Here is a 25,679-nt window from a genome sequence, read left to right as displayed (position 1 = left end):
TGACAGGGAGCGCGCGGGAGGCGGACCGGCGATGACGGCAGCGTAGAGCGGACGAGCACCCGGACGCGACGTTCGCTCACTCCTGGCGCGCAGTGCCGCTCGGAGCGCCACGGCGGTCACCCCCGCTCCCCCTCGGGCGTCGCCGCCGCTCCCCGGGGACGGCGCTCAGCAGTTCTGCGAGACGAAGCTCAGCGCACTCAGCGCACTGGCGTGCCAGCCCTGGTGACCCTCGTGCTGGCCGTAGGTGAGCGTGCTGCCGGACGGGAAGACACCGAACGTGAACGTGTCGACGAGATGATCGCGCTGAGGAGGCGGTGCCGAGGACGTGGCGCGCCTGAACGGGTCGTCCATCACTCCCGACCCGGCTCCCGCGTCACCGCCGCGTGAGGAGATCGAGGCGGGCGCGACACTGAAGCCGACGGTGGTCCATCTGCTCAGGACCCACGGGTACCCCGGGAGCACGTAGGACGTGATGTTCTGGATCTCGAGACGGACGTCGAGCGGGTCGAAGGATCTTCCGGCCGAGTCGAGGAACTCGAACGTCAGCGTCTGCGCATCGGAACCCGGCGGCGGCGTCTCCGTGATCGCACCGGCACGTCGTTGGTTCAGCAGGAGCGGTCCCGGCTCGAACTCCGCGAAGAGCACCTCCTCCGCCGACCTCGGGCCGCCCACGGCGGCCCAGACCGTGCCGTCGCGCGTGAGATCGAAGCTGCGACCCTCGGTCTCGGTGGTGGTGCCGGGCGCGAGGACGGAGGTGATCCGGACCGTCGACGCGACGCCGGTGGGCGAGACCGCCGTGAGGACCGTGGGAGTGCTCGCGGCTTTCGACGGGCTGAACATCGTCGTGCTGCGGCACGTCGCGGGCGACGCCGCGGCGAGCGGAGCGGCGACCGCCGCGCTGACGACGGGGATGCTCCACGCCGCGCTCGCGGCGATGGTCCGTCGAGTGGGTCCGGCGGGGGTGGAGGGGCGCTGGGACATGGGGGTTCCGTTCGGGAGAGCGACAGGGAGCGCGCGGGGACGGACCCGCTGACCCCGGCAGGATAGGAGGCACGCACTCCCGAGGGGGACGCGCCCCCTCCCCTGGCGCGCGATGCCGCTTCGCGAGCCCTCCGGCGCCCCGCCGCTCACTCCCCGTCGGCGAAGTCCGTGCTGCGGCTGAGCGCCTCCCACTCGTCGACGTCCGAGCGGAGGGCGTCGAGCGCGGCGCGGAAGGCGTCCGACGCGTCGTTGCCCAGCAGCAGGATCGACGGCGGCGCGGTCGACTCGACGGCCTCGATCAGCGCGGTCGCCGCCTTCGCCGGATCGCCCTTCTGCGTGCCGTGCACGGTGTCGTGCTCCTTGCGGCGCTTGCCCGCGGTGTCGGCGTAGTCGGCGATCGGCCGCTCCGACTGGGTGAGCGAGCGGCCGGCGAAGTCGGTGCGGAACCCGCCCGGCTCGACCGAGAACGCGCGGATGCCCAGCGGCGCGACCTCCTTCCGCAGCGACTCGGTGAGCGCCTCGATCGCGGCCTTGACCGCGGCGTAATAGCCCGAGCCCTCCGGCGAGATGCGGGCGCCGATCGAGGACAGGTTGACGATCGTGCCGGAGCGGCGCTCGCGCATCCCGGGCAGCACCGCCTTGATCGTGCGCACGGTGCCGAAGAGGTGGGTGTCGAAGAGCTGCTGCACCGCCGACTCCTCGCCCTCCTCCAGAGCCGCGCGGTAGCCGTAGCCCGCGTTGTTGACGAGCACGTCGATCCCGCCGAAGCGCTCCTCGGCGGCGTCGACCGCGGCCGCGACCTGCGCGTCGTCGGTGACGTCCAGCGCGAGGGCGAGCGCCGAGTCAGGGTGCGCCTCGGTGATGTCGCGGACGGAGTCGACGTCGCGCGCGGTGACGACGGCGCGGTCGCCGTGAGCGAGGACGGCGGTCGCGAGCGCGCGGCCGAGTCCGGTGGAGCAGCCGGTGATGAGCCAGGTGGTCATGGCGGTCCTTCTTCCTCGTGGTCCCGCGGGTTGGCGCGGGCAGGTGTCCATTCCACCGCCGCCGGGGCGCCCCGGGACAGGGGTGGACGCGTGAGAGGGTGGTCCGGTGTCCACAGTGAGCGTGCCGACGCCGCGCTCGGGGGTGCGGACGCGGCGATTCCGGCGCCTCGCGCGCCTCGGCTTCGCCGTCAACGGCGTGGTGCACCTCCTGATCGGCGGCCTCTCGCTCCGGGTCGCGTTCGGCGACGAGACGACGCAGGAGGCGGATCCCTCCGGCGCGATCGCCCGCCTGGCCGAGACCCCGGCCGGACTCGTCGTCGTCTGGGCGGCGCTCGTCGCGCTCGTCGCCCTCGGCCTCTGGCAGCTCACCTTCCAGAGCCGCTCGAGCGACCCGAGCCGTGCGAAGCGCCTGGGGCGGCGGATCGTCGAATCGGGCAAGGGCTTCGCCGCGCTCGCGCTGGCCGCGACGACGCTCGTCTTCGCGCTCGGCGGGTCGACGAGCTCCTCCGCCACCATCCGCGCGATCAGCACCGACCTGCTGGCCCGCCCGGCCGGAGCGATCGTGCTGACGCTGGTCGGCGGGATCGTCCTCGGCAGCGGGATCGGCTTCGTCGCGATCGGGGTGCGCCGCGGCTTCCGGAAGCTCGTGCGGATCCCCGCGGGTCGGCGCGGCACCGCCGTCCTGATCCTCGGCGCGGCGGGCTACGTCTCGAAGGGCATCGCCCTCGGCATCGCCGGCGGCCTCTTCGTCGTCGCCGCGATCACCGGCGACGCCCGGCAGGCGACCGGCCTCGACGGCGCCCTGCGCTTCCTCGACGTCCCGCCCTACGGCACGATCGCGCTCACCGTCATCGGCGCCGGACTCGTCATGTACGGCGGCTTCCTCATCGCCCGCGCGAAGCTCGCCAGGCTCTGAGGCCGACGACCGGGTCAGCAGTCGGTGGAGCGGAAGCTCAGCGCGCTCAGCGCGAGAGACTGCCAGCCCTGTCGGCCCTCGTGCTGGCTGCAGACCAGAACGCTCCCCGAGGCGAGGACGTCGAACGCGAACGTGTCCAGGCGCGGCGTGCTGCCGGACGGCTCGCCCCCCGTCGCTCGGCGGAACGGATCAGCGAGGGTTCCCGCACCCGTCCCGGCATCACCGCCCTCCGACGAGATCGAGGTGGGCGCACTGCTGAAGCCGACGGTGTCCCAGTGACTCGTGAACCACGCCCCAGAGGGCGGACTCGCCGAGGTGATGTCGCTGATCGTGAGCCGGACGTCGAGCGGTGCGAACGACCGCCCGCTCGCGTCGAAGAACTGCAGCGCGAGCGTCTGCGAGGGTGGGCCCGGCGTCGGAGTCTCGGAGACCGGTCCGCCACGGCGCTGATTCAGGACGAACGAGCCGGGCTCCCAGCCTCGGCGGGCCTGCGCCTCGTACGACCTCGTGCGCTGCACGAAGCCGTCCCACACGACGGTGTCCCGCGTGCGATTGAAGCTCTGCCCCTCGGTCTCGGTCGTGGTGGCGGGCGTGAGGTGCGACGTGATCCGAACCGTCGAGACGACGCCGGCGGGTGACACCGCCGTGAGCACGGTCGGATTGCTGGCGATCGCAGAGGTCGTGAACATCGTCGTGCTGCGGCAGGAGACCGGCGACGCGGAGGCCGACGGCGCCGCCATCGCCGCGGCGACGACCGGGATGCCCCAGGCCGCGCTCCCCATCACGGCACGGCGGGACGGCGGGGAGGATTCGGGAGAAGGCACGGGCATCGGTCACGTCCTGTCGCTGGAGTCGGCCGCCGCAGAGGCGGAAGGCAGAGGCAAGCATTCCTCATCTCCGGCCGTGCCCTCCGCGCCGGCGCGCGACGTCGCCTCAGCCCGCCGCCCTCGCCGGATCGAGCCGCTTGGCGTAGCAGCGGGTCGCCGGCTCGTCGCCCCAGTAGCCGAAGCCGGGGATGAGCTCGTAGCCCGAGCTGCTGTAGAGCGCCATGGCCTCGGGCTGCTCGATGCCGGTGACCAGGCGGAGCAGCGTCACGCCGTGGCGGACGGCCAGCTCCTCGACTCCCGCGAGGAGGACGCGGCTGTGACCGCGGCCGCGCGCCGCCTCGACCACGAACATCCGCTTGATCTCGCCGATCTCTCCCTCCGCGGCGAGCGCGACGCAGCCGACGACGTCGGGCCCGACATGCAGCAGCAGCGTCGGCGCGTCCGCGGGCGGGCGCGGCCCTGGGTCGTCGCCGCCGTAGCGCCGCATGATCTCGGCCTCCTGCACGGCGAACAGCCGCCCCGCCACCGCATCGTCGGCCGTCGTCTCGACCAGCCGCACCTCGTCCGCATCCACGTCCCTCACGCTCCCATCGCTCCTCGCGAGATGCCACTTGTGCACGCGACACGCCGTGAAAAGCGTGCACAAGTGGCATCTCGCGGAGGGGGAGGGGCGGGTCAGGCGTAGGTCGCGGCGATCTCCTCGAGGCACTCGCGGAAGACGCGGACGGCGGGCGAGGCGAGCTGCGCCTCCCGCTGCGCCGTGAAGATGGTGCGGCGCGGACGGCCGGGCAGCTCGAGCAGGCGGCAGTCGGCCTCACCGCCGGCCCAGACCAGGTCGGGCATCAGCGCGACCGCGTTGCCCGAGGCGGCGAGGCGGATCTGCGCCTGGAGGTCGGCGGTCTCGAAGCGCACGTCCGGCTCGAAGCCCGCGACGCGGCAGGTCTGCTCGGCGAAGTGCCGGCTGGCGGTGCCGCGCGGCTCCATCACCCACGCGGCGTCGCGCGCGCTCCGCAGGTCGCGGATCGCGGAGTCGCGGCCCACCGCGAGGCGGATCGCGTCGGTCGTCAGGTCACTGCGCACGAGGCCCGGCAGCCAGGACACCGAGTGGCCCGGGTACTGCTCGGCGACGACGAGGTCGAACTCGCGCGCCCAGGAGGTCTCGTGCAGCGCGCCCTCCGGCTCGCGCTGCACCATCTCGACGCGCACCTCGGGCGCGCGCTCCGCGATCGAGCGCAGCGCGCCGGGCATCAGCGCGAGCGCCGCGGACTGGAAGACCGCGACCCGCACCCGCCCGGTGACCGACTCCCCCGACGCGGCGAGCGCCGCCTCCGCCCGCTCGAGCAGCGCCAGCACCTCGCCGGCCGCCGCCACCAGGATCTCGGCCTGCGGAGTGAGCTGCACCCGCCGCCCGACCTTGCGCAGCAGCTCGACGCCGGTCTCGCGCTCGAGCACGGTCAGCTGCTGCGAGACGGCGGAGGGACTGTAGGCGAGGGCCTCCGCGGCGGCGGCGAGCGTGCCGCGGATGGCGACCTCGCGCAGCAGCACCAGGCGGCGGACGTCGAGCACGGGCGACCTCGATTCGAAGGCGAAGACGAGTAAGCAGAGCTGACCGGTACCGGTAAGGAACGGTCGCTTCTGCTCAACGGTACCCCGGTCGGATACTGACGTCATGACGGATCTCGCAGCGCCTGCCCGCTCCACCGGCCCCTCCCCCGACGGACCCGACGGTCCCGCCGCGGACAGCGTCGACCCCGGCCTCGTCGAGGCGAGTGTCGCGCTGGTGCGCCAGTGGCTGCGCGACGCCGCCGGCGTCCCGGTGGACGCGTCCGGCGCCCAGCTCGCAGGCGTGCTGAAGGACCCGAGCGGCCTCGACTTCACGGTCGGCTTCGTCGACGGCGTGGTCCGCCCCGAGGACACGAAGGTCGCCGCCGCGGCGCTGCGCTCGATCGCGGGCGGCGTGCCGCGCTTCCTGCCGGCTCCGATGCGCGGCGCTGTCGCGCTCGGCGGCGCGGTGGCCCCGCTGCTCCCCGACGTCGTCGTGCCGATCGCCCGCCGGGTGCTGCGGCAGATGGTCGGGCACCTCATCATCGACGCGACCGACTCGCGGCTCGGCCCGGCGATCGCGAAGATCCGCCGCGACGGCGTCCGGCTGAACATGAACCTGCTCGGCGAGGCGGTCCTCGGCCGCAAGGAGGCGCAGCGCCGCCTGGAGGGCACGCACCGCCTGCTCGCGCGCGACGACGTCGACTACGTCTCGATCAAGGTCTCCTCCACCGTCGCCCCGCACAACCCGTGGGCGTTCGACGCCGCGGTCGACGACATCGTCGAGGAGCTGGCCCCGCTCTTCACCCGCGCCGCGGCCGCGACCCCGCAGAAGTTCGTCAACCTCGACATGGAGGAGTACAAGGACCTCGACCTCACCATCGCGGTCTTCACCCGCCTGCTCGACCGGCCCGAGTTCCTCGGTCTCGAGGCGGGCATCGTGCTGCAGGCCTACCTGCCCGACGCGCTCTCCGCGATGATCCGGCTGCAGGAGTGGAGCGCCGCGCGCCGGTCCCGCGGCGGCGCCGGCATCAAGGTTCGCCTGGTCAAGGGCGCGAACCTGCCGATGGAGCAGGTCGAGGCCTCCGTGCACGGCTGGCCGCTGGCGACCTGGTCGACGAAGCAGGACTCGGACACCAACTACAAGCGCGTGATCGACTACGCGCTGCACCCGGACCGGATCCGGAACGTGCGGGTCGGCGTCGCCGGCCACAACCTCTTCGACGTCGCCTACTCCTGGCTGCTGGCCGGCGAGCGCGGCGTCCGCGAGGGGATCGAGTACGAGATGCTCCTCGGCATGGCGCAGGGCCAGGCGGAGGCGGTGCGCCGCACCGTCGGCTCGCTGCTGCTCTACACGCCGGTCGTCTCCCCCGCCGAGTTCGACGTCGCGATCGCGTACCTGATCCGCCGGCTCGAGGAGGGCGCGTCGAGCGACAACTTCATGTCGGCCGTGTTCGAGCTCGAGGCGCAGCCCGCGCTGTTCGCCCGCGAGGAGGCCCGCTTCCGCGCCTCCGTCAGCGCGCTCGACGGCGCGGTGCCGCCCGCGCACCGGGTCGCCGACCGCTTCGCCGCGACCGGCCGCCCCGGCTTCGGCGACTTCCGCAGCACCCCCGACACCGACCCGTCGGTCGCGGCGAACCGGGCCTGGGCGCAGGAGATCCTCGCCCGCGTGCCCGGCTCCCGCGCCGGCGTCGACGCGATCGAGGCGGCGACGATCAGCACCCGCGACGAGCTGGAGGCGGCCCTCGCCGCGACCCGCGCCGCCGGCTCCGCATGGGGCGCGGTGCCCGCCGACGAGCGGGCGCGCATCCTGCACCGGGCCGGCGACGAGCTGGAGGCGCGCCGCGGCGAGCTGCTCGAGGTGATGGCCGCCGAGGCCGGCAAGACGATCGACCAGGGCGACCCCGAGGTGTCCGAGGCGATCGACTTCGCGCACTACTACGCCGAGCGGGCCCGCGAGCTGGACGCCGTCGACGGAGCGGTCTTCCACCCCGCGCAGCTGACCCTCGTCGCTCCGCCGTGGAACTTCCCGGTCGCGATCCCCGCGGGCGGCGCGCTCGCCGCGCTGGCCGCCGGCTCGGCCGCGGTGCTGAAGCCCGCCGGGCCGACCGCGCGCTGCGGCGCCGTGCTGGCCGAGGCGCTCTGGGCCGCGGGCGTGCCGCGCGAGGCGCTGCTGCTGCTCCGCCTGCCCGAGGAGGAGCTCGGCGCCGACCTCGTCGCCCACCCGTCGGTCGACCGGGTTATCCTTACCGGCGCCTACGAGACCGCCGAGCTGTTCCGCTCGTTCCGGCACGACCTGCCGCTGCTCGCCGAGACCAGCGGCAAGAACGCGATCATCGTCACGCCCTCGGCCGACCTCGACCTCGCCGTGAAGGACGTCGTCTCGAGCGCCTTCGGGCACGCCGGCCAGAAGTGCTCGGCGGCGTCGCTCGTCGTGCTGGTCGGCTCGGTCGCACGGTCCAAGCGGTTCCGCGCGCAGCTGCTCGACGCGGTCGACTCGCTCACAGTCGGCCTGCCGACCGATCCGGCGACGCGCATGGGGCCGGTGATCGAACCTGCCGCGGGCAAGCTGCTGCGCGGCCTGACGACGCTCGGCGAGGGCGAGCGCTGGCTGCTGCAGCCGCGCGCCCTCGACGACACCGGGATGCTGTGGAGCCCGGGCGTCCGCGACGGCGTGCGCCGCGGCTCCGAGTACCACCGCACCGAGTACTTCGGCCCGATCCTCGGCATCATGACCGCGGCGACGCTCGAGGACGCGATCGCGCTCGTCAACGAGGTGGACTACGGCCTCACCTCGGGGCTGCACGCGCTCGACCCCGCCGAGATCGGCACCTGGCTGGGCGGGATCCAGGCCGGCAACCTCTACGTCAACCGCGGCATCACCGGCGCGATCGTCGAGCGCCAGCCGTTCGGGGGCTGGAAGAAGTCGGCGGTCGGACCGGGCACCAAGGCCGGAGGACCGGACTACCTGCTGGGGCTGGGCTCGTGGACCTCCGCGCCGTCGACGGCCACCACCGCGTTCGAGGACCCGCGCGTCGGCCGGCTCGTGGCCGCTGCACGCGCGGAGCTGACCGCGGCGGAGGCGGACGCCGTCGAGCGGACGGCCCGCAGCGCGGCGCAGGCCCACGCCGAGGGCTCGGCCCGCGACGTCACCGGGCTGGCTGCCGAGCGGAACGTCTTCCGGCACCTGCCGTACGACTCCCCGGTGCTGATCCGCCTGGCGGACGGCGAGCCGGTGGGCTCGCTCGTGCAGGTCGTCGTCGCCGCGGCGACCGCGGGCGCCCGGGTGGGTGTCTCGAGCGCGACGGCGCTGCCTCCGCAGCTCGTGTCGGCCATCGCCGCGGGAGCGACCGCGGTCGCCGTCGAGGACGAGGCCGCCTTCGCGGCGCGGGTCCGGGAGCACGGGGCCGGCCGCGTGCGCCTGCTGGGCGCCGACACCTCCTCCGTGACGTCCGTCACCGGCGGCCGCCCCGACCTCGCGGTCTACGCGGGCGAGGCCACCGAGTCGGGCCGCCTGGAGCTGCTCCCGTTCCGGCGCGAGCAGGCCGTCTCCCTCACGGCCCACCGCTTCGGCACCCCGGACCACCTGACGGACGCCCTGCTCTGACCCCTCCTCCCCGCTCCGCGAGATGCCACTTGTGCACGCTTTCCACGGCGTGTCGCGTGCACAAGTGGCATCTCGCGGAGGGGATCACCCTCGGGTCAGAAGAGGCCGCGAGGGGATTCGACGGAGGCGAGGACGCCGGGGGCCGCGACGATCGTCAGGCGGGCGACCTCGTCGGGGGTCAGCTCGGGCAGGCGCTGGGCGAGGTCGAGGAAGCGCTCGATCTCGGGCTCCTCGAGCACGTCGGCGGCGAGGGTGCGGAACTTCGCGACGTACTGCTCGCGGGTGAACGGGTGCGCGCCGAGCGGGTGCGCGTCCGCCACCGCGATCTCGTCCACGATCGTGCTGCCGTCGGTGAGCAGGATCTCGACGCGCGCGCCGAACGCCTTCTCCGCCGGGTCGGTCGAGTGGTAGCGGCGGGTCCACTCCGCGTCCTCCTCCGTCGTCGTGCGCTGCCAGAGCGCGACGGTGTCGGGGCGGGCGGCGCGCTCGGGGGCGTAGCTGCGCTCGTGGTGCCAGGCGCCGTCCTGCAGCGCGACCGCGAAGATGTACGGCACGGAGTGGTCGAGCGTCTCGCGGGACGCCGTCGGGTCGTACTTCTGCGGGTCGTTCGCGCCCGAGCCGATGACGGAGTGGGTGTGATGCGAGGTGTGCAGGACGATCCGCTCGACGCGCTCGGGATCGGCGGCCTCGGGGTGGGAGTGGTGCAGACGGCGGGCCAGGTCGATCAGCGCCTGCGCCTGGTACTCGGCCGAGTGCTCCTTCGTGTAGGTGTCGAGGATCGCGCGCTTCGCCTCGCCGGCGTCCGGCAGCGGGACGTCGTAGGAGGCGTCCGGGCCGTCGAGCAGCCAGGCGATCACGCCGTCCTCGCCCTCGTAGATCGGCGACGGGCTGGTCTCGCCGCGCATGGCCCGGTCGACGGCCTCGATCGCGGCCTTGCCGGCGAACGCCGGGGCGTAGGCCTTCCAGCTCGAGATCTCGCCCTTGCGCGACTGCCGGGTCGCGGTGGTGGTGTGCAGCGCCTGGGCGATCGCCTGCTCGATCACGGCGACGTCGAGGCCGAGCATCGTGCCGAGTCCGGCCGCTGCCGAGGGGCCGAGGTGCGCGACGTGGTCGATCTTGTGCCGGTGCAGGCTGATCGCGCGGACGAGGTCGACCTGGACCTCGTAGCCGGTGACGATGCCGCGGACCAGCCGGGCGCCGTCGATGCCGGCGTGCTGAGCGACGGCGACCAGCGGCGGGATGTTGTCGCCGGGGTGCGAGTACTCGGCCGCGAGGAAGGTGTCGTGGTAGTCGAGCTCGCGGACGGCGACGCCGTTCGCCCACGCGGCCCACTCGGGCGAGACGCGGCGGCCCGGATCGACGCCGAAGACCGTGCCGCCCTCGCCGCCGATGGAGGCGGGGTGGGCGAGCGCCTGCGAGCGCGCGGCGACGACGGGGCGGCGCACCAGCGACGCGGCGGCGACGGCCGCGTTGTCGATGACGCGGTTGACCACCATCTCGGCGACCTCGGCCTCGACCTCGACGGGATCGGCGGCGACCTCGGCCAGGGCGTGGGCGAGCTGCCCGTGGCGCGGGAGGTCCTCGTCGCTGCGGTGGACGCGGACGTGGTGTTCGTGCACGGGGGCTCCTTCGGCTCGTCCCTGCCAATCTAGCGGCGGGGCTCCGGCGGGTCGTGCGGCGGGGCCGGCGGGCAGACTGTCGGCATGACCGCCACCCGCGTGGCCGCCTTCGACTGCGGCACCAACTCCCTCCGCCTCCTGATCGCCGACGTCGAGGACGGGCGCCTCGTCGACGTCCTCCGCCGCACCGAGCTCGTCCGGCTCGGGCACGGCGTCGACCGCACCGGGCGCTTCGACCCGGAGGCGCTGGAGCGCACGCTCGCCGTGACCCGCGAGTACGCGGCGCTGGTGCACGAGTCGGGGGCGCAGCGGCTGCGCTTCGTCGCGACCTCGGCCACCCGGGACGCCGCCGACCGCGAGGACTTCCTCGGCGCGGTCGAGCGGATCATCGGCGTGCGTCCCGAGACGATCAGCGGTGAGGAGGAGGCGGCCCTCTCCTTCCGCGGCGCGCTCTCGGCGGTCGACGCGGCCCGGCCCGTCCTGGTCGTGGACCTCGGCGGCGGCTCGACGGAGTTGGTCGTGGGCGACGCGGGTCCCGAGCAGGCGCACTCGATGGACGTCGGCAGCGTCCGGCTCACCGAGCGGCACCGCGGCGGCGGGGGCGCGCCGACCGAGGAGCAGCGGGCCGCGATCCGCGCCGACGTCCGACGCGCGCTGGCCGCCTCCCCCGTCGACCTCTCGGCCGCGCGCAGCGTCGTGGGGGTCGCGGCGACGGTCCTGACGGTCACCGCGCACGTCCTCCGCCTCGAGGCCTACGACCGCGGGGCGCTCGAGGCGACCCTGCCGATCCGCGACGTCCTCGCCGCCTGCGACGAGCTCGCCGCGCTCTCGCCCGCCGAGACCGCTGCGCTCCCCTACGTCCGCGCCGGCCGCGAGGACGTCCTCGGCGCCGGCGCGGCGATCTGGGCCGAGGTCCTCCGCGCCGTGCAGCAGGCCTCCGCCGCTGTCACCACCGTCACCACGACGGCCCACGACATCCTCGACGGCCTGGCCCTCACCCTCTGACCGGGTCCCTCCCCCTGCACTCCCCTCCGCGAGATGCCACTTGTGCACGCCTTTCACGGCGTGTCGCGTGCACAAGTGGCATCTCGCGGGAGGGGGGGGGCGAGGGTCAGCGGGTGAGGGTGCTGCCGGAGTCGTGGGGGAGGCGGGCGGCGGCGACGAGGGGGACGAGGGTCAGCACGGCCAGCGTCAGGAAGGCGAAGCGGTAGGGAACGAGGCCCGGGCCGAACGCGGCGCCGGCGGCCAGCGCGATGCCGCCCGCGGCGACGCCGAAGCCCGCGGCGATCTGCTGAGTCGTCGCGCTGAGGGTGTTCGCGCCCGACATCCCCTCGGGCGCCACCTCGGCGAAGGTGACCGTGTTGTAGGCGGTGAAGCCGGCCGAGCGGGCGACGCCGCTGAGCACCAGCAGCGCGACGATCGCCGGGATCGGCACGTCCGGATCGAGGAACGCCATCGCGACCATGCAGGCGATGCCGACGACGTTCGCCGCGACGAGCACCCCGCGGAAGCCGACCGTGTGCAGCAGCCAGGTCGTGGCCGGCTTGATCGCCAGGTTGCCGACGAAGAGCGCGAGCACGATCGAGCCGGCCTGCACCGCGTCCCAGCCGAAGGCGTCCTGGAAGAGCAGCGGCAGCAGGAACGGCACCGCGTTGATGGTCGCCCGGTAGAGCGAGCCGCTCGCGTTCGCCACGCGGAACGTGGAGAAGCGGAAGGCGTCCAGCGGCACGAGCGGGTGCGGCGTGCGGCGCAGGTGCCGCACCGCGACCGCGGTGACGAGCGCGCCGGCCACGGCCAGTCCGAGCGCGACCGTGTCCGAGCCGCTGCCCGTCACGAAGCCGGTCGCGCCGACCAGCGCGCCGAGGCCGACCGCGACCAGCAGCAGGCCGACGACGTCCAGCGGCGGCGGCGAGGCCTCGACGCCGGCCGGGATGATCCGCCGCGCGATCACGAAGGCGACGACACCCAGCGGCAGGTTGATCAGGAAGATCCAGTGCCAGGAGGCGTAGGTCGTCAGCAGCCCGCCGACGAAGGGCGCGAGGATCGGCGCGACCAGCCCGGGCCAGACCAGGATGGCGATGGCGCGGATGATCCCCTCCCGCGGCGTGACGCGCAGCACCGCGAGCCGGCCGACGGGCACCATCAGCGCGCCGCCGACGCCCTGCAGCACCCGGGCCGCCACGAGCAGCGGCAGGGTCGGGCTGAGCGCGCAGAGCAGCGAGGCGAGGGTGAAGACCGCGATCGCGGTCGTGAAGACCAGGCGCACGCCGAACCGCTCGCTCAGCCAGCCGGAGGCGGGGATCAGCACGGCGACGGTGAGCAGGAACGCGGTGACGGTGATCGCGACGGCGGCGGAGTCGACGCCGAGGTCGGCGCCGATCGCGGGCGCCGCGGTGGTGACGATCGTCGCGTCCAGGTTCTCCATGAAGAAGCAGCCCGCGACGAGGAGGGCGATCGCGCGCTGACGGCGGGGATCCAGGGCGGGCCTCCTGCGGGGACGGGTGCGGCGGGGCGGGCGCCGGAACGACAAGGGCGAGCGTAGCGCGCGGCCCGGCAGCGGCTCCGCCTCCACGGCATCCGGGCCCGGTACCGTCGAGGCATGAGCGACTCCGAGAACCGCACCGTCCAGCTCCGCCGCTACGAGCTCGTCGACGGGGTGATGGACGACTTCCTGGCCTGGTACCGGGCCAAGATCGTCCCCGCCCGCGCCGCGCACGGCTTCACGATCGAGTTCGCCTTCGCCGACCGCGAGGTGAACGAGTTCGTCTGGGCCGTCAGCACCCCGGGCGACGCGGAGGCGTTCGCCGAGATCGAGCGGACCTACCTCGCCTCCCCCGAGCGCGAGGCGGCCTTCGCCGGCGAGCCCACCCGCGTCGCCGTGCACCACGTGCGGCTCGTCGAGCGCATCGTCTGAGCGACGAGCGTGGCGGCTCCTCCGAGCCGCCCCGCTCCTCAGCTCCGGGCCCTCAGCTCCGGGCCCTCTAGCTCCGCGCTCGGCGCAGAACCGCGAGAACGGCCCGCAGCGCGAGCGAGCCGACGGCGAGCGAGGCGACGGTGCCGAGCAGCCGCGACCAGACGTGCTTCGGCGAGTCGAGACCCTCGCGGTCCTTGGGCGAGGCCAGCGCCGCCGGGGGCAGCGTGCGGCCGTTGGCCCCCGCCTCCGCCATGTGCGCGAGCCGGCGCAGGGTCTCGATGTTGCGCACCCAGAGGAACGAGTGCAGCAGCGGCTTGGGGATGAGCGTCCCCGGCCCCTTCACGGCGGTCTCGTGGATGCGGACCTTGCAGCCGTCGCGGTGCGGCTCCACCTCGAGGCGGACGCGCGCCTCGCCCATCGGCCAGCCGGCCGCCTGGATGATGAAGCGGCTCGACGGGTCCCACTCGAGGACCGTCGTCTCGTCGTCGATCACCAGCGGCCAGACGCCGAAGGAGTGGTGCAGCTTCGAGCCGACGTGCGGCCAGTCGCGGCTGACCCGGCGCATCCGGGACGAGCCGACGACCCAGGAGGGGAAGAGCCAGCCGGACGCGAAGACGGCGAAGACGGACTCGGGCGGGCAGTGGAAGACGCGGGTGTTGCGGGACATCGCGGGCTCCTTCGAGGCTCATGCGGGAACGCGGGCGGGTCGTGCCGCCCGCGTCTCAGCGTGCCAGATCCGGCGCACCCGCCTGGTCCGGCCCCGGAGCCCGGCCCGTCTCCGGGGACAGGTCGGGCGTGCGGCGGATGCCGAACTCGTGCCGGAGCGCACTGCGGGCGGCGTGCCAGCCCGCCATCCCGTGCACGCCGGGGCCCGGCGGCGTCGAGGACGAGCAGAGGTAGAGCCCCTTCGCGGGCGTCCGCCACGGGTCCGACGAGGGGACGGGGCGCGAGAGCAGCTGCGCCACGCTCGCCGCTCCGGCCGCGATGTCGCCACCGATGTAGTTCGGGTTCCAGGCCTGCATGTCGCGCGCCGTCATCGAGGACGCGGCGAGGACGCGGTCGCGGAATCCCGGGGCGAAGCGCTCGATCTGCGCGGTGATCGCCTCCCGCTGGTGGGCCGGCGAGTCGCGCGGCACGTGCGTGTACGCCCAGAGGACGTGCTTGCCCTCGGGCGCGCGGGTCGGGTCGAGGACGGAGGGCTGCGCCACGAGGACGTAGGGGTTCTCGCTGTGCCGGCCGCGGACGACGTCGCGCTCGGCCGCGGCGATCTCGGCGCGGGTGCCGCCGACGTGCAGCGTGCCGGCCCCGGCGAGCTCCGGATCGGTCCAGGGCACCGGACCGTCGAGCGCGAAATCGACCTTCGCGACGCCGTTGCCGTAGCGGAAGAGCCGGAGCGCCGAGGCGTAGGGCGCGGGCAGGCGGTCGCCGGCGAGCGCGAGCAGCGCCCGGGGCGTGAGGTCGAGAAGGACCGCCCGCGCACTCGGCAGCTGCGAGAGCGAGGTGATCTCGACGCCGGTCTCGATCGTGCCGCCGTGGGCGCGCAGGTCGTCCGCCATCGCGTCGACGATGGCCTGGCTGCCGCCGACCGGCACCGGCCAGCCGCGCGCGTGCGCGTAGGAGCCGAGCGCGAGCGCCGCGGCCGCCGTGGACAGGCTCGGCATCGGCCGGATCGCGTGCGCGGCGACTCCGGCGAACATGGCCGGCGCGACCTCCTCGCGGAACCGGGCGTTCCAGAACGGGGAGCCCTGCTCGAGCACGCGGAGGCCGAAGCGCAGCAGCACGGAGGGGTCGGTCGGGATCTTCAGCAGGGCGTCGTTGGTGAAGCCCGCGACGCGGTCGGCGCGCTCGGCGAGCGGCCCCATCAGCGCGCGCCAGGCCGCGCCGTCGCGTCCGAGCGCCTCGGCCGTCCGCTCGAGGTCGCGGTAGGCGATGCCCGATCGGCCGTCGTCGAGCGGGTGCGCGTAGGAGATCTCGGGGAGGCGCAGATCGATCCGCCGGTCGAGCTGGAACCGCCGGAAGAAGCCGGAGGCGAGCGCCATCGGATGCACCGCCGAGCCGATGTCGTGGTGGAACCCGGGCAGCGTCAGCTCGGCCGTCCGCGCGCCGCCGCCGAGGGTCTCGTTGCGCTCGTAGACCGCGACCGAGAGCCCGGCGCGGGCGAGGGTGACGGCGGCGGAGAGTCCGTTGGGGCCGGAGCCGACGACGACGGCGTCGACCACGTCACTTCCTCCGCAGGGCCGCGACGGCGCCGACGAGCCCGGCCGCGCCGAGCACGGCCGCGCCGGCATAGCTCGCGGCGCGGTGGCGGATCATCCAGATCTGCGGCGTCATCGTGTGCGCACGGTCGCTGAACAGGCCGCGGGCGCCGTGATCGCCGGGGACCGGCTCGTAGACGTTGTTGGGGAGCATCGGCTCCTTCTTGTCGGGCGCCTGCTGGCCTTCGAAGGCGCTGCGGGCCAGGTACCAGTCCATGAAGGCGCCGGCGAAGCGGTCGCCGAGGATGGTGCCGGCCGTCGGCTCGCCGACCCACGTGCGCCGGCGCGGCTTGTCGGCGACGTCGGCGATCGCGATCGCGCCCACCTCCGGCTCGTAGATCGGCGGCACCGGCTGCGGGTGGTGCGGCAGCTGCGACTTCACCCAGTTGAACTGGATGGTGTTGAGCGCCGGCATGTCGACCTCGGAGAGCCGGATCTTGCTCTTGGAGTGCAGCAGCTCGGCGGTGACCGCCTCGGTGAAGCCGCGGGCGCCGAACTTCGAGGCGCAGTACGCGGCCTGGAGCGGGATGCCCCGGTGCGCGAGCGCCGAGCCGACCTGGATGACGTGGCCGCGGCCGCGCGGGGTCATCCGCGAGAGCGCCGCGCGGGTGCCGTTGACGAAGCCGAAGAAGTTGACCGCGACGGCGCGCTCGAAGTCGGCGGGGTCCGTGGAGAGGAACTCACCGAAGACGCCGACCATCGCGTCGTTGACCCAGAGCTCGATCGGCCCGAGCTCGGCCTCGACGCGGTCGGCGGCCGCCTCGACCGCCTCGCGGTCGGCGACGTCGGTCGGGACCGCCAGACCGCGGCGGCCGGCCTGCTCGATCTCGGCCAGCGTGGCCGCGAGTCCGTCCTCCCCGCGGGCGAGCACGGCGACGTCCCAGCCGCGCGAGGCCAGCTCGCGCACGGTGGCGCGGCCGAGACCGGCGGTGCCACCGGTGACGACGGCGACGCCGCGGCTCATGCGCGGACTCCGGAGGTGAGGGTGCGAGGGTTCTGCGTCATGGTCGAGCTCCTTCGTGAGGGCGGCGGCGTGCGTCGCTCCACGGTAGGCCGCGCGGCAGGCGCACCGCGCGGGGTTGCGCCTCCCCGGTGGGAGCATCGCAGGGTCACGCCCCTGGGGAGGAGCTCTCGACCCTCTCGATCCGTCCAGCGACCGTCCAGATCCCATCCAGACGGCGGGGCCAGACTGACCGCCGCCGCGCCCCGCGCGACCCCGCCCTCGACGACCGGATCGACCCATGAACACACTCCTCGGGCTCAGCCTCGTCTCCGGGCCGGTGGTGGTCGCGGTGTACGCGGTCTCGGGTCTCGCCCTGCTTCTGCTGGTCCTCGCATTCGCCCGGTCGACCCGCCGCGGCCGCCGTCGCCGCCTGGTCCTGGCGGCGGGCGTCCTGCTCCTCGGCCTGCTGGCAGGCTGGGTGCTCGCCGGACTCGTCGGCGGGACCGGCGGCCCCTTCGGCGTCGATTTCACCCCCGTCACCCGGGTCTGGATCGGCCTCGGCCTCGGCGGGCTCGCCGTCGCGCTGATCGCCCTCGGGCACGCCCTCGCCCACCGGCGGACGCGGCGGGCGCTGGCCTCGGCGCTCGTCGGGATCCTCGTCGTCACCACCGCGGCGATGACCGTCAACATCGACTTCGGCCAGTACCCGACCGTCCGCAGCCTCCTGGGCATCAGCGCCTATCCGACGGTCGCCGACCCGATCGCGACACCCGCCGGGAACCACGCCTCGCTCGAGACCTGGACCGCTCCCGCCGGGATGCCGACCGCGGGCAGCGTCACGAACGTCGCCATCCCCGCCACGCAGTCGGGCTTCCCCGCCCGCGACGCCGTCGTCTACCTCCCCCCGGCCGCGCAGACCGAGAACCCGCCGCTGCTGCCCGTGATGGTGATGCTGTCCGGCCAGCCCGGCTCGCCCTCCGACCCGCTCGCGGTCGAGCACCTGCAGCAGTCGCTCGACGCCTACGCGGCCGCGCACGCCGGTCTCGCTCCGATCGTGGTCTCGCCCGATCAGCTCGGCGACCCGACGGCGAACCCGATGTGCATCGACTCCCCACTCGGGAAGTCCGCGACCTACCTGACCGTCGACGTGCCGAACTGGATCCGCGCCAACCTCCCCGTCCTCGGCGACGCGCACGACTGGGCGATCGGCGGCCTGTCGCAGGGCGGCACCTGCGCGATCCAGCTCGGCGCCGGCTACCCGCAGCTCTTCGGCAACATCGTCGACGCGTCCGGCGAGCTCGCGCCGACCCTCGGCGACGACGCCACGACGATCCAGCAGGGCTTCGGCGGTGACGCGGCGGCCTACGAGGCGGCCAAGCCCGCGGCGATCCTCGCGAGGAACGCGCCGTACAAGGACTCGTTCGCGGTCTTCGGCGTCGGCGCGAACGACACCTCGTTCCTGAGCGGGGTGCAGACCCTGCACGCCGCCGCGCAGGCCGCCGGGATGGACACCACCTACCTCGAGGTGCCGAACAGCGCGCACGACGCGACCGCGTGGTCGACGACGTTCGACAAGGGACTGGAGCTGCTGGCGGCGCGCTGGAACCTGGTTCCGGCGTCCTAGGCGCTCGGGACCGCCGGCAGCACCCCCGCCGCCGTGCCCGAGACGACGAGATCCGCCCGATCGCGGGTCGCTTCGATCAGGACGGCGTTCGCGCCGTCGACGTCCGCGGCCCAGGCCGACGCCGCCTCCGGAGCACGACCTGACGACACGTGCCGGTCGACCAGCCGCTCGAAGCGCTCCGACTCGGGCGTCGCGCAGAACCAGGCCTCGTCGAATTCCGCGCGCAGCAGCGCCCAGGGCCCGTCGTCCACCAGCAGGTAGTTGCCCTCGACCACGACCAGCGTCGTCTCGGGCCGCACGGCGAGCGAGCCCGCCACGCCCTCGTCGACCGTGCGCTCGAACGTCGGCGCGTAGACCACGTGGTCGGTCTCGGCGCGCAGCCGCCGCACCAGGGCGAGGAAACCCCAGCCGTCGAAGGTGTCGATGGCACCCTTGCGCCCGTGCCGGCCGAGCTCGTCGAGCATCGCGTTCGCCAGGTGGAAGCCGTCCATCGGCACGAACGCCGCGGTCCCGTCCCCCGCCAGCTCGTTCGCGCAGGCGACCACGGCTCGGGCGAGGGTGGTCTTGCCCGCGCCCGGGCTGCCCGCGAGGGCGAGGACCGCTCGCCGTCCGGACCTGCGGAGCGCGAGCGCCCGGCGGGCCAGCTCGTCGAGGTCAGGCGTCGCCACGGGTGCCCTCGAGCGCGTTGACGAGGAACGCGTGCGCGTGCCGGGCGAGGGCGGGGCCGTCGTTCCAGAGGTTCCGCCAGACGGCGAGGTCGTTCGAGAGCGTCGGCGAGACGACGGCCGAGGAGAAGGACTCGAAGGTGATCGGCCCGCGGTAGTCGATGGCCGCCAGGGCGTGGAAGAAGCTGGTGAAGTCGAGGTGCCCGCTGCCGAGGTAGCCGCGGTGGTTCTCACCGATGTGCACATAGCCGAGGCGGTCGCCGACGAGCAGCACCGGGCGGAAGAAGTCGTCCTCCTCGATGTTCATGTGGTACGTGTCGAGGTGGATCAGGACGTTGTCGGCGCCGATGTCGTCGGCGAGCCGCAGCGCCTCGGCGGCGGTGTTGATGACGTTGGTCTCGTAGCGGTTGCAGATCTCGAGACCGAGGGTCATGCCCTTGCCGGCGGCCTCCGCGGCGAGGTCTGTCAGCACCGAGACCACGTTGGCGCGGCCCGCGGTCGACAGCGGCGCGCTGTACTTGCCGAGCGCGCTGTAGAGCGCGCCGGTGAAGTGCGTGCCGCCGAGCGCGTGAGTGGTCTCGAGCGAGTCGGCGAGCAGCTTCGCGCCGCGGGCCACCACCTCCGGGTCGTCGCTGGAGACGTCGGCCGAGAACGCGAGGCCGCGCGAGCAGACGATGCCGAGGTCGTTCGCCTCGAGGGCGGCGCGGGCGGAGGCGGTGTCGAGGTTCTCGACGTCGTGCAGCGAGAGCTCCAGCAGGTCGAATCCGGCGGCCTTCGTCTGCTCGATCGTGCTCGTCACTTCGGCGGGCGTGGTGCCGCCGGCGAAGACGAGGGCGTGCACTCCGAGGGGGTTCATGGGCATGGTGGTACTCCTGGTTCGGTCGAAGGGTCGAGGTCGAGAGGTCGAGAGGTCGAGAGGTCGAGATCGAGAGGTCGGGGGTCTCGTCGCGGCGTCAGGCCGCGGCGGACCGCGAGGTGTCGAGCAGGCCCGCGAGGAACGCGTGGCCCGAGGTCGCGAGGGCGACCGGGTCGTGCCAGAGCTCGCGCCAGAGGCCCATCGCCTCGGCGGACGCGGTCGGCTGGATCCGCGGCGAGAAGCTCTCGAGCGTGAGCGGGCCGCGGTAGCCGGAGGCCGTGAGCGCGGCGGCGAGTCCGGTCCAGTCGGTGCTGCCGGTGCCCAACTCGCCGCGGTGGTTCTCGGAGGCGTGCAGGTAGCCGAGGGCGCCGCCCGCGTCGCGGACCGCGCTCGCCAGGTCGACCTCCTCGAGGTGCGCGTGGAAGGTGTCGAGGTGCAGCAGCACGTTCGGAGCGCCGAGCTCGTCGAGGAAGGCGGCCGTCTGCGCCGCCGTGTTCAGCAGATTGCTCTCGTAGCGGTTCACGTACTCCGCTCCGAGCGCGATGCCCGACGGCGCGGCCGCCGCGGCGACCCTCCGCAGAACCGCGAGCGAGCGCTCCCGCGCGGCGGCGTCGGCCGCGTGCTCGTACTTGCGCATCGCCGAGTACGTGACGCCGCCGACGTACCGGGCGCCGATCGCCTCCGCGAAGCGCACGGCGTCGAGGAGGCGCTCCTCGCCGCGGGCCGAGACCGCCGCATCGGCGGCGGTGATGTCGGAGTCGGCGTCGAGCGCGAGCGAGACGACGGCGTCGATCCCGTGCTCGTCGAGCAGGGCTCCGGTCCATGCAGCGGCGGCGGGGTCGCCGGGCGCGGGGATCTCGATCAGGTCGAAGCCGATCGCGGCGGCCGCGGCGATCGCGCGCCGGCCCGACTCCCTGGTCCAGTCGCCGGTCAGCAGGCCGGCGTGCACGCCCAGCGGGGAGGAGCGCTCGGGGCTCCCGCGGTGCACGAGCGAGGGCCGCATCAGGCGGCCTTCGCGCCGGTGATCAGCGAGACGAGCTCGTCGCCGCTGGTCTCGGCGGTGCGGCGCCCGGCGACCGCAAGACCGGCGCGCATCACCCAGACCTGGTCGCTGAGCCGCATGACCTGGTCGAAGTTGTGGCTGATGAGCAGCACGGCGACGCCGGCGTCGCGGAGCTTGAGGATGATCTTCTCGACCCGGGCCGTCTCCTGCACGCCGAGCGCCGCGGTCGGCTCGTCCATGATCACGATCTTGCTGCCCCACCCGGCGGCGCGGGCGATGGCGACGGCCTGGCGCTGGCCGCCGGAGAGGCGGCGGACCTTGCTGGTCACCGGCGGGACGTTGACGGCCAGATCGCCGAGCAGCTCCTGCGCGGTCCGCTTCATCTGCGCCCGGTCGAGGAACCGCAGACCGGGCACGCCCTTGGTGAGCTCGCGGCCGAGGAAGAAGTTCTGCCAGACGGCCAGGTCCTCCACGAGCGCGAGGGTCTGGTGCACCGTCTCGATCCCGCCGTCGCGAGCACCGAGCGGCGAGGTGAAGTGGACGACATCGCCGTCGAGCACGATGGTGCCGGAGTCGGCGGGGTGCACGCCGGAGAGGCAGCGGACGAGCGTCGACTTGCCGGCGCCGTTGTCGCCGATCAGGGCGGTGATCTCGCCGCGGCGCATCGAGATCGACGCGCCCTTGAGCGCGTGGACACCGCCGAAGGACTTCTTGATGTCGGTCGCCTCGAGCAGGAGGTCGCTGGTCATGGCGGGGCTCACTTCTTCTGGTAGCGGGTGATGAGGGCGGCGAGCACGACGACCAGGCCGACGGCGAGGGGCTGGTAGAACTGCGAGACGCCGAGCAGGGTCAGGCCGTTCGTCAGCGCGGTGAGCAGGAACGCACCGATGATCGGGCCGACGATCTTCGCCTTGCCTCCGGTGAGGCTCACGCCGCCGAGCACGACGGCAGCGATCGAGTTCAGCAGGTACTGCGTGTTGATCGCGGGCTCCGCGGCGCCGACGCGGGCGACCAGGAGCAGCGAGCCGATGCCGGCGAGGACCGCCGCGATGATGTACACCGCGATGCGCACCCGGCCGGCCTTGATGCCGTTCGCGACAGCGCTCTCCTCGTTGCCGCCGACCGCCTGCACGTGCAGGCCGAAGCGGGTGCGGAACATGACCACCCAGGCCACGACTCCGATGACCGCGGCGAGGATGATCGGGTAGCCGATGATCCCGATCGAGCCGGTGGTGAGCGTCAGGAGCTCGGGGCTGCCGACGGTGATCGGCTTGCCGTCGGAGGCGATGAGCGCGAGTCCCGTCGCTACCGACAGCGTGCCGAGGGTCGCGATGAAGTCGGTGACCTTGCCCCGGGCGATGAGGAGACCGTTGATCACGCCGATCACGCCGGCGAAGAGCAGGGCCGCCAGCGCCGAGAGCCAGAAGCCCCAGCCCCCGCTCCAGGCGAGGCCGAAGCCGACCGCGCCGACCGTCATCGTCGCCGAGATCGACAGGTCGATGCCGCCGGTCGTGATGACGAACGACTGGCCGATCGACAGGATCACCAGGATCGCCGCTGCGACGAGCATCGCCTTGATGTTGCCGAGGCTGAGGAAGGTCGGCGTCGCGATCGAGAACACGATCACCAGGGCGACGAGCCCGATGGGAGCGGCGTTCTCGGCCCAGAAGCTGAGCTGGCGGAGGTTCGCGAGCAGCGGCGCGGCGCTGATCGGGCTGGGGGAACGGGCGGGGACTGTGGTCATGGTCGCTTCCTGGGTCGCGGAGGGCGCGTCGGGCCGGGTGGCGTCGGGCTGGGTGGCGTCGGGCTAGTCGCTGGGGACGAGGTCGGCCAGCGGGTTGTCGAACTCCTCGAACGGGGCGGGGAAGGCCGCGAGCGCCTGGTCGGCGGTGTCGGAGGTGACGAGCGCGGTGGGCGACTCGATCTCGGCGGGGATGCTCTCGCCGCCCTGCACCGCCTCGCAGGCCTGCACGCCGAGCTGGCCGATCGCGTAGGGGTACTGCGCCACGGTCGCGGTCAGCCCGCCGTCCTTCACGGACTGCAGGGCGTCCTCGTTCCCGTCGACGCTGACGACCTTCACGGTGCCGGTGAGGCCCGCGTTCTCGACGGCCTTGACGATGCCGAGGCCCATGTCGTCGTTCGCGGCGAAGAACGCCGTGACGTCGGGGTTCGCGGCGAGGATGTCGGTCGCCTTGGTCAGCGCGATCTCGCGCTTCCAGTCGGCAGCGGCCTCCTGCACGACGGTGAGGTCCGAGCCGATGGCGGCGGTGAAGCCGTCGACGCGGGCGGCGCTGGTGACGTCGCCGGAGATGCCGCCGATGACGGCGACCTTCGAGCCGGCCGGCAGCTGGTCGACGAGGAGGTCGCCGGCCTTGCCGCCCGCGGCTTCGTTGTCGGTGCCGATGTAGGTGGTGACGTCGAGGTTCGCCGCCTTCACGGCGTCCGGGTCGAGCGGGCTGTCGATGTTGACGATCGTCTTGCCGGTCGCCGAGGCGAGGGCCTGCACGAGATTGGTGCCGCTGATCGGGTTGACGATGATGCAGCCGAAGTCCTGGCCGGCCACGGTGGTCAGCTTGTCCGCCTGACCGGTGGTGTCGCCGATGTCGGCGGCGGCCTGGACCGAGACGTCCACGCCGTCGTCCTTCGCGGTGGCCTCGATCCCGTTCTCCATCGCCTGGAAGAAGGGGTTGTCGAGGCCCTTGATCACTGCGGCGACCTTGGCCGAGCCGCCGCCGGAGGCGGCGTCCCCGGTGCCGGAGGAGGCGCAGCCGGTGAGCAGGAGAGCGAGGGCGCCGACCGGTGCGAGGACGGGGAGGAGTCGGCGGGCGGCCGTCGAGCGGTTCATCTTTGAAGACATCGTCATCCTTGAAGATCAGGGCACCACTGCGTGCCGATGTGTGAAAACTAGCGCCCCTTTCGCTTTACCGCAACACGAAAGTCAGCCGACTTACTGCTTTCCATCGACGGCGATGTACGCTGACCCTGACGATGGGGGCGGGATGACGGCATATCCGACCGGTGAGACGGGATCGCACGTGGCGGACGTCCTCGCCCTGTTCCGCGAGCAGGGCGAGATCTCGCGCAACGCGGTGATGGAGCAGACCGGCCTCTCCCGGTCGACCGTCAACCAGCGTCTCGCCACCCTCGTCGAGCTCGGCCTGATCGTCCCGACCTCGGGCGGGGAGTCGACGGGCGGTCGGCCCTCGAGCATGTTCGCGGTGAATCTGCGCGGCACCGTCCTCCTCACCGCCGACATCGGCGCGAGCGGCTTCGTCGTCGCCGCGTGCGACCTGCGCGGGACGCCGCTGCGGCACGAGAGCGCGGTCGTCGACGTGTGGGAGGGGCCCGAGAAGGTCCTCGCACAGGTCCTCGAGGCCTTCGAGCGCCTCCGCCTCGGCGACGCGGTCGCCGGCATCGGCATCGGGGTCCCCGGGCCGGTGGAGTTCGCCGCCGGGCGGGTGCGCAACCCGCCGATCATGACCGGCTGGGACGACTTCGACATCGCCGGCTTCTTCGCCCAGCCCTACGGCGGGGTCCAGGTCGTCATCGAGAACGACGCGAACGCGCGTGCACTGGCCGAGTCCCGGCACCACGGCTCCGACAACCTGATCAGCCTCAAGCTCGGCACCGGCATCGGGGCGGGTCTCGTCTTCAACGGCGCGACGATCCGCGGCGCCGTCGGCGCGGCCGGGGACATCGGCCACACCCGCGCGGTCGCCGACACCGTCGACGACGACCCGCTGCCCTGCCGGTGCGGCAACTCCGGCTGCGTGGAGGCCTACGCGAGCGGCTGGGCGCTCGTGCGCGACCTCTCGGTGCACGACCCGTCGATCACCCACGTCGCCGACGTGACCGCGCGCGTCCTCCGCGGCGACATGCGGGCGACCCAGGCGGTGCACCGGGCCGGACGGGTCCTCGGCGAGGCGGTCGCCGACCTCGTCAACATCCTCAACCCGCGCACCATCGTCGTCTCCGGCCAGCTCGGCGACTGCGGCGAGGTGCTGATGTCGGGCCTGCGCGAGCGCGTCTACCTGCGCACGCACCCGCTGGCGACGCGCTCCCTCACCATCCACACCTCCGACCTCGGCGAGCTCGCCGGCGTCATCGGCCTCGCGCTCACCACCGCGGACCAGGTCTTCAGCCGGAGCCGCTTCGACCGCGAGGCGCAGGAGCCGCAGGAGGCGCAGGACTCCCCCGCGCGCTCCGCCTAGGCGCGGGTCGCCGCCGCGACCGCGGCCGCCACTCCCCCGCCCCACGGCGCGCCGTGGCCGGGCAGCACCCAGGTGGCGCCGGTGGGCAGCAGGCGCTGCAGCGAGGCGAGCGCCTGCTCCGGCTCGTCCGTGAAGGGCGCGGGAGCGGGCCCGGTCGCGCCGGTCAGCACGTGGCGCGTGGTGAGGCCGTCGCCGACGAACACGGCGTCCGCGAGCGGCACGTGCACGGCGATGCTGCCGGCGGAGTGGCCGGGCAGCCCGATGATCCGTGGGGCGCCGGGGAGGTCGAGCGTCTCACCGTCCTGCACCGTCACGACCTCGGTCAGCGGGGGAACGCGCGCCCCGCCCTTGCGCAGGAAGTAGCTGAAGAAGCCGACGAGCGCGCCGAGCTTCATCGACTGCTTCCCGTTCGCGGGCTTCGTCCCGCCCTTCGCGCGCTCGGCGTCGGCCTCGTGCACGAAGACGGGCACGCCGTGCTCGCGCCGGAGCCGCTCGGCGAAGCCGATGTGGTCGGAGTCGCCGTGGGTGAGGACGACCCCCTTGACGTCGTCGACGGAGCGGCCGATCGCCGCCAGCTCAGCCAGCAGCTCGGGCCAGAGCCGGGGCAGGCCGGCGTCGATGAGGGTCACGCCCTCGGGCGTGTGGACGAGGTAGACGGCGACGATGTCGGTGCCGATGCGGCGGAGGTGGGGGGCGAGTTCCATGATGGCTACGGTACCTAGCCATCATGGCT

The 25,679-nt window shown here is 73.6% G+C and carries 23 protein-coding genes; 6 read left to right on the top strand and 17 right to left on the bottom strand.

What is annotated here, in order from left to right:
• Window positions 1-165: 165 nt before the first annotated feature.
• Together GTU73_RS03670 and GTU73_RS03665 are read right to left on the bottom strand one after the other, a co-directional pair.
• Window positions 166-981, bottom strand: a complete 816-nt coding sequence (locus GTU73_RS03670) for a hypothetical protein (RefSeq protein ID WP_160087083.1) — start codon at window positions 979-981, stop codon at window positions 166-168.
• Window positions 982-1,127: 146 nt separating this feature from the next.
• Window positions 1,128-1,964 (bottom strand): oxidoreductase, encoded by an 837-nt coding sequence (locus GTU73_RS03665; protein WP_160087081.1) that lies wholly within the window; start codon window positions 1,962-1,964, stop codon window positions 1,128-1,130.
• A gap of 106 nt (window positions 1,965-2,070) precedes the next feature.
• Between GTU73_RS03665 and GTU73_RS03660 the strand changes: the two genes are divergently transcribed.
• Complete coding sequence (locus GTU73_RS03660) at window positions 2,071-2,880, top strand: DUF1206 domain-containing protein (protein WP_160087079.1); 810 nt, start codon at window positions 2,071-2,073, stop codon at window positions 2,878-2,880.
• A gap of 14 nt (window positions 2,881-2,894) precedes the next feature.
• On the opposite strand, the gene GTU73_RS03655 is transcribed toward GTU73_RS03660, so the two are convergent.
• The 3 genes from GTU73_RS03655 to GTU73_RS03645 form a co-directional block, all read right to left on the bottom strand.
• Window positions 2,895-3,704: a hypothetical protein gene (locus GTU73_RS03655; protein ID WP_160087077.1), complete on the bottom strand. Its 810-nt coding sequence runs from the start codon at window positions 3,702-3,704 to the stop codon at window positions 2,895-2,897.
• A 109-nt stretch (window positions 3,705-3,813) separates the two neighbouring features.
• Window positions 3,814-4,290 carry a GNAT family N-acetyltransferase gene (locus GTU73_RS03650; RefSeq protein ID WP_244231763.1) on the bottom strand — a complete coding sequence of 159 codons (477 nt, stop codon included), beginning with the start codon at window positions 4,288-4,290 and terminating at the stop codon, window positions 3,814-3,816.
• Between the two features lie 92 nt (window positions 4,291-4,382).
• Window positions 4,383-5,273: a LysR family transcriptional regulator gene (locus tag GTU73_RS03645; RefSeq protein ID WP_160087075.1), complete on the bottom strand. Its 891-nt coding sequence runs from the start codon at window positions 5,271-5,273 to the stop codon at window positions 4,383-4,385.
• A gap of 103 nt (window positions 5,274-5,376) precedes the next feature.
• Here GTU73_RS03645 and GTU73_RS03640 point away from each other — a divergent pair, with 103 nt between their 5' ends.
• A complete protein-coding gene (locus GTU73_RS03640; protein ID WP_160087073.1) occupies window positions 5,377-8,856 on the top strand; it encodes a bifunctional proline dehydrogenase/L-glutamate gamma-semialdehyde dehydrogenase in 3,480 nt (1,159 codons plus the stop codon).
• A gap of 95 nt (window positions 8,857-8,951) precedes the next feature.
• Here the strand turns inward: GTU73_RS03640 and GTU73_RS03635 are convergent, their stop codons facing one another.
• Window positions 8,952-10,475: an MmgE/PrpD family protein gene (locus GTU73_RS03635; RefSeq protein ID WP_160087071.1), complete on the bottom strand. Its 1,524-nt coding sequence runs from the start codon at window positions 10,473-10,475 to the stop codon at window positions 8,952-8,954.
• A gap of 84 nt (window positions 10,476-10,559) precedes the next feature.
• Here GTU73_RS03635 and GTU73_RS03630 point away from each other — a divergent pair, with 84 nt between their 5' ends.
• A complete protein-coding gene (locus GTU73_RS03630) occupies window positions 10,560-11,480 on the top strand; it encodes an exopolyphosphatase (protein ID WP_160087069.1) in 921 nt (306 codons plus the stop codon).
• Window positions 11,481-11,586: 106 nt separating this feature from the next.
• On the opposite strand, the gene GTU73_RS03625 is transcribed toward GTU73_RS03630, so the two are convergent.
• Window positions 11,587-13,005: an MFS transporter gene (locus GTU73_RS03625; protein WP_244231762.1), complete on the bottom strand. Its 1,419-nt coding sequence runs from the start codon at window positions 13,003-13,005 to the stop codon at window positions 11,587-11,589.
• A gap of 69 nt (window positions 13,006-13,074) precedes the next feature.
• On the opposite strand from GTU73_RS03625, the gene GTU73_RS03620 reads away from it, so the two are divergent.
• A complete protein-coding gene (locus tag GTU73_RS03620; RefSeq protein WP_160087067.1) occupies window positions 13,075-13,389 on the top strand; it encodes an NIPSNAP family protein in 315 nt (104 codons plus the stop codon).
• A 67-nt stretch (window positions 13,390-13,456) separates the two neighbouring features.
• On the opposite strand, the gene GTU73_RS03615 is transcribed toward GTU73_RS03620, so the two are convergent.
• Genes GTU73_RS03615 through GTU73_RS03605 form a run of 3 tightly spaced genes read right to left on the bottom strand, consistent with a single transcriptional unit; the run spans window position 13,457 to window position 16,608 of the window.
• Complete coding sequence (locus GTU73_RS03615; RefSeq protein ID WP_160087065.1) at window positions 13,457-14,056, bottom strand: SRPBCC family protein; 600 nt, start codon at window positions 14,054-14,056, stop codon at window positions 13,457-13,459.
• A gap of 55 nt (window positions 14,057-14,111) precedes the next feature.
• Window positions 14,112-15,608 carry an NAD(P)/FAD-dependent oxidoreductase gene (locus GTU73_RS03610; RefSeq protein WP_244231761.1) on the bottom strand — a complete coding sequence of 499 codons (1,497 nt, stop codon included), beginning with the start codon at window positions 15,606-15,608 and terminating at the stop codon, window positions 14,112-14,114.
• Window position 15,609: 1 nt separating this feature from the next.
• Window positions 15,610-16,608: an SDR family oxidoreductase gene (locus GTU73_RS03605; protein ID WP_160087061.1), complete on the bottom strand. Its 999-nt coding sequence runs from the start codon at window positions 16,606-16,608 to the stop codon at window positions 15,610-15,612.
• A gap of 277 nt (window positions 16,609-16,885) precedes the next feature.
• Between GTU73_RS03605 and GTU73_RS03600 the strand changes: the two genes are divergently transcribed.
• Complete coding sequence (locus tag GTU73_RS03600) at window positions 16,886-18,211, top strand: alpha/beta hydrolase-fold protein (RefSeq protein ID WP_160087059.1); 1,326 nt, start codon at window positions 16,886-16,888, stop codon at window positions 18,209-18,211.
• On the opposite strand, the gene GTU73_RS03595 is transcribed toward GTU73_RS03600, so the two are convergent.
• The 6 genes from GTU73_RS03595 to GTU73_RS03570 all read right to left on the bottom strand — a co-directional run bounded on the left by GTU73_RS03595 (window position 18,208) and on the right by GTU73_RS03570 (window position 23,592).
• Window positions 18,208-18,879, bottom strand: a complete 672-nt coding sequence (locus tag GTU73_RS03595) for a nucleoside/nucleotide kinase family protein (protein ID WP_244231760.1) — start codon at window positions 18,877-18,879, stop codon at window positions 18,208-18,210. The two genes, GTU73_RS03600 and GTU73_RS03595, sit on opposite strands and share 4 nt — an antisense overlap.
• Window positions 18,866-19,738, bottom strand: coding sequence for a sugar phosphate isomerase/epimerase family protein (locus tag GTU73_RS19225; RefSeq protein WP_160087055.1), 873 nt, complete (start codon window positions 19,736-19,738; stop codon window positions 18,866-18,868). Before GTU73_RS19225 ends, GTU73_RS03595 begins: the two co-directional genes overlap by 14 nt.
• A gap of 91 nt (window positions 19,739-19,829) precedes the next feature.
• The gene (locus GTU73_RS03585; protein WP_160087053.1) at window positions 19,830-20,735 is read right to left on the bottom strand and encodes a sugar phosphate isomerase/epimerase; all 906 of its coding nucleotides are present in this window, start codon (window positions 20,733-20,735) and stop codon (window positions 19,830-19,832) included.
• A complete protein-coding gene (locus GTU73_RS03580; RefSeq protein ID WP_123701445.1) occupies window positions 20,735-21,484 on the bottom strand; it encodes an ATP-binding cassette domain-containing protein in 750 nt (249 codons plus the stop codon). The genes GTU73_RS03585 and GTU73_RS03580 overlap by 1 nt, the downstream gene beginning before the upstream one ends.
• 8 nt (window positions 21,485-21,492) lie before the next feature.
• Complete coding sequence (locus GTU73_RS03575; RefSeq protein WP_123701444.1) at window positions 21,493-22,479, bottom strand: ABC transporter permease; 987 nt, start codon at window positions 22,477-22,479, stop codon at window positions 21,493-21,495.
• A 63-nt stretch (window positions 22,480-22,542) separates the two neighbouring features.
• On the bottom strand, window positions 22,543-23,592 hold the full coding sequence (locus tag GTU73_RS03570; RefSeq protein WP_207901599.1) for a substrate-binding domain-containing protein: 1,050 nt from the start codon (window positions 23,590-23,592) through the stop codon (window positions 22,543-22,545).
• A gap of 142 nt (window positions 23,593-23,734) precedes the next feature.
• Here GTU73_RS03570 and GTU73_RS03565 point away from each other — a divergent pair, with 142 nt between their 5' ends.
• Window positions 23,735-24,946, top strand: coding sequence for an ROK family transcriptional regulator (locus tag GTU73_RS03565; protein ID WP_160087051.1), 1,212 nt, complete (start codon window positions 23,735-23,737; stop codon window positions 24,944-24,946).
• Here GTU73_RS03565 and GTU73_RS03560 read toward each other — a convergent pair.
• Window positions 24,943-25,650 carry an MBL fold metallo-hydrolase gene (locus tag GTU73_RS03560; protein ID WP_160087049.1) on the bottom strand — a complete coding sequence of 236 codons (708 nt, stop codon included), beginning with the start codon at window positions 25,648-25,650 and terminating at the stop codon, window positions 24,943-24,945. The two genes, GTU73_RS03565 and GTU73_RS03560, sit on opposite strands and share 4 nt — an antisense overlap.
• Window positions 25,651-25,679 lie beyond the last annotated feature (29 nt).

Origin of the sequence: Rathayibacter sp. VKM Ac-2804, from assembly GCF_009866655.1 — a bacterium.
In the GTDB taxonomy this organism is placed as follows: Bacteria; Actinomycetota; Actinomycetes; order Actinomycetales; family Microbacteriaceae; genus Rathayibacter.
The sequence above is the reverse complement of the archived record's forward strand: the minus strand, read 5'-3'. Positions and strand labels throughout refer to the sequence as shown.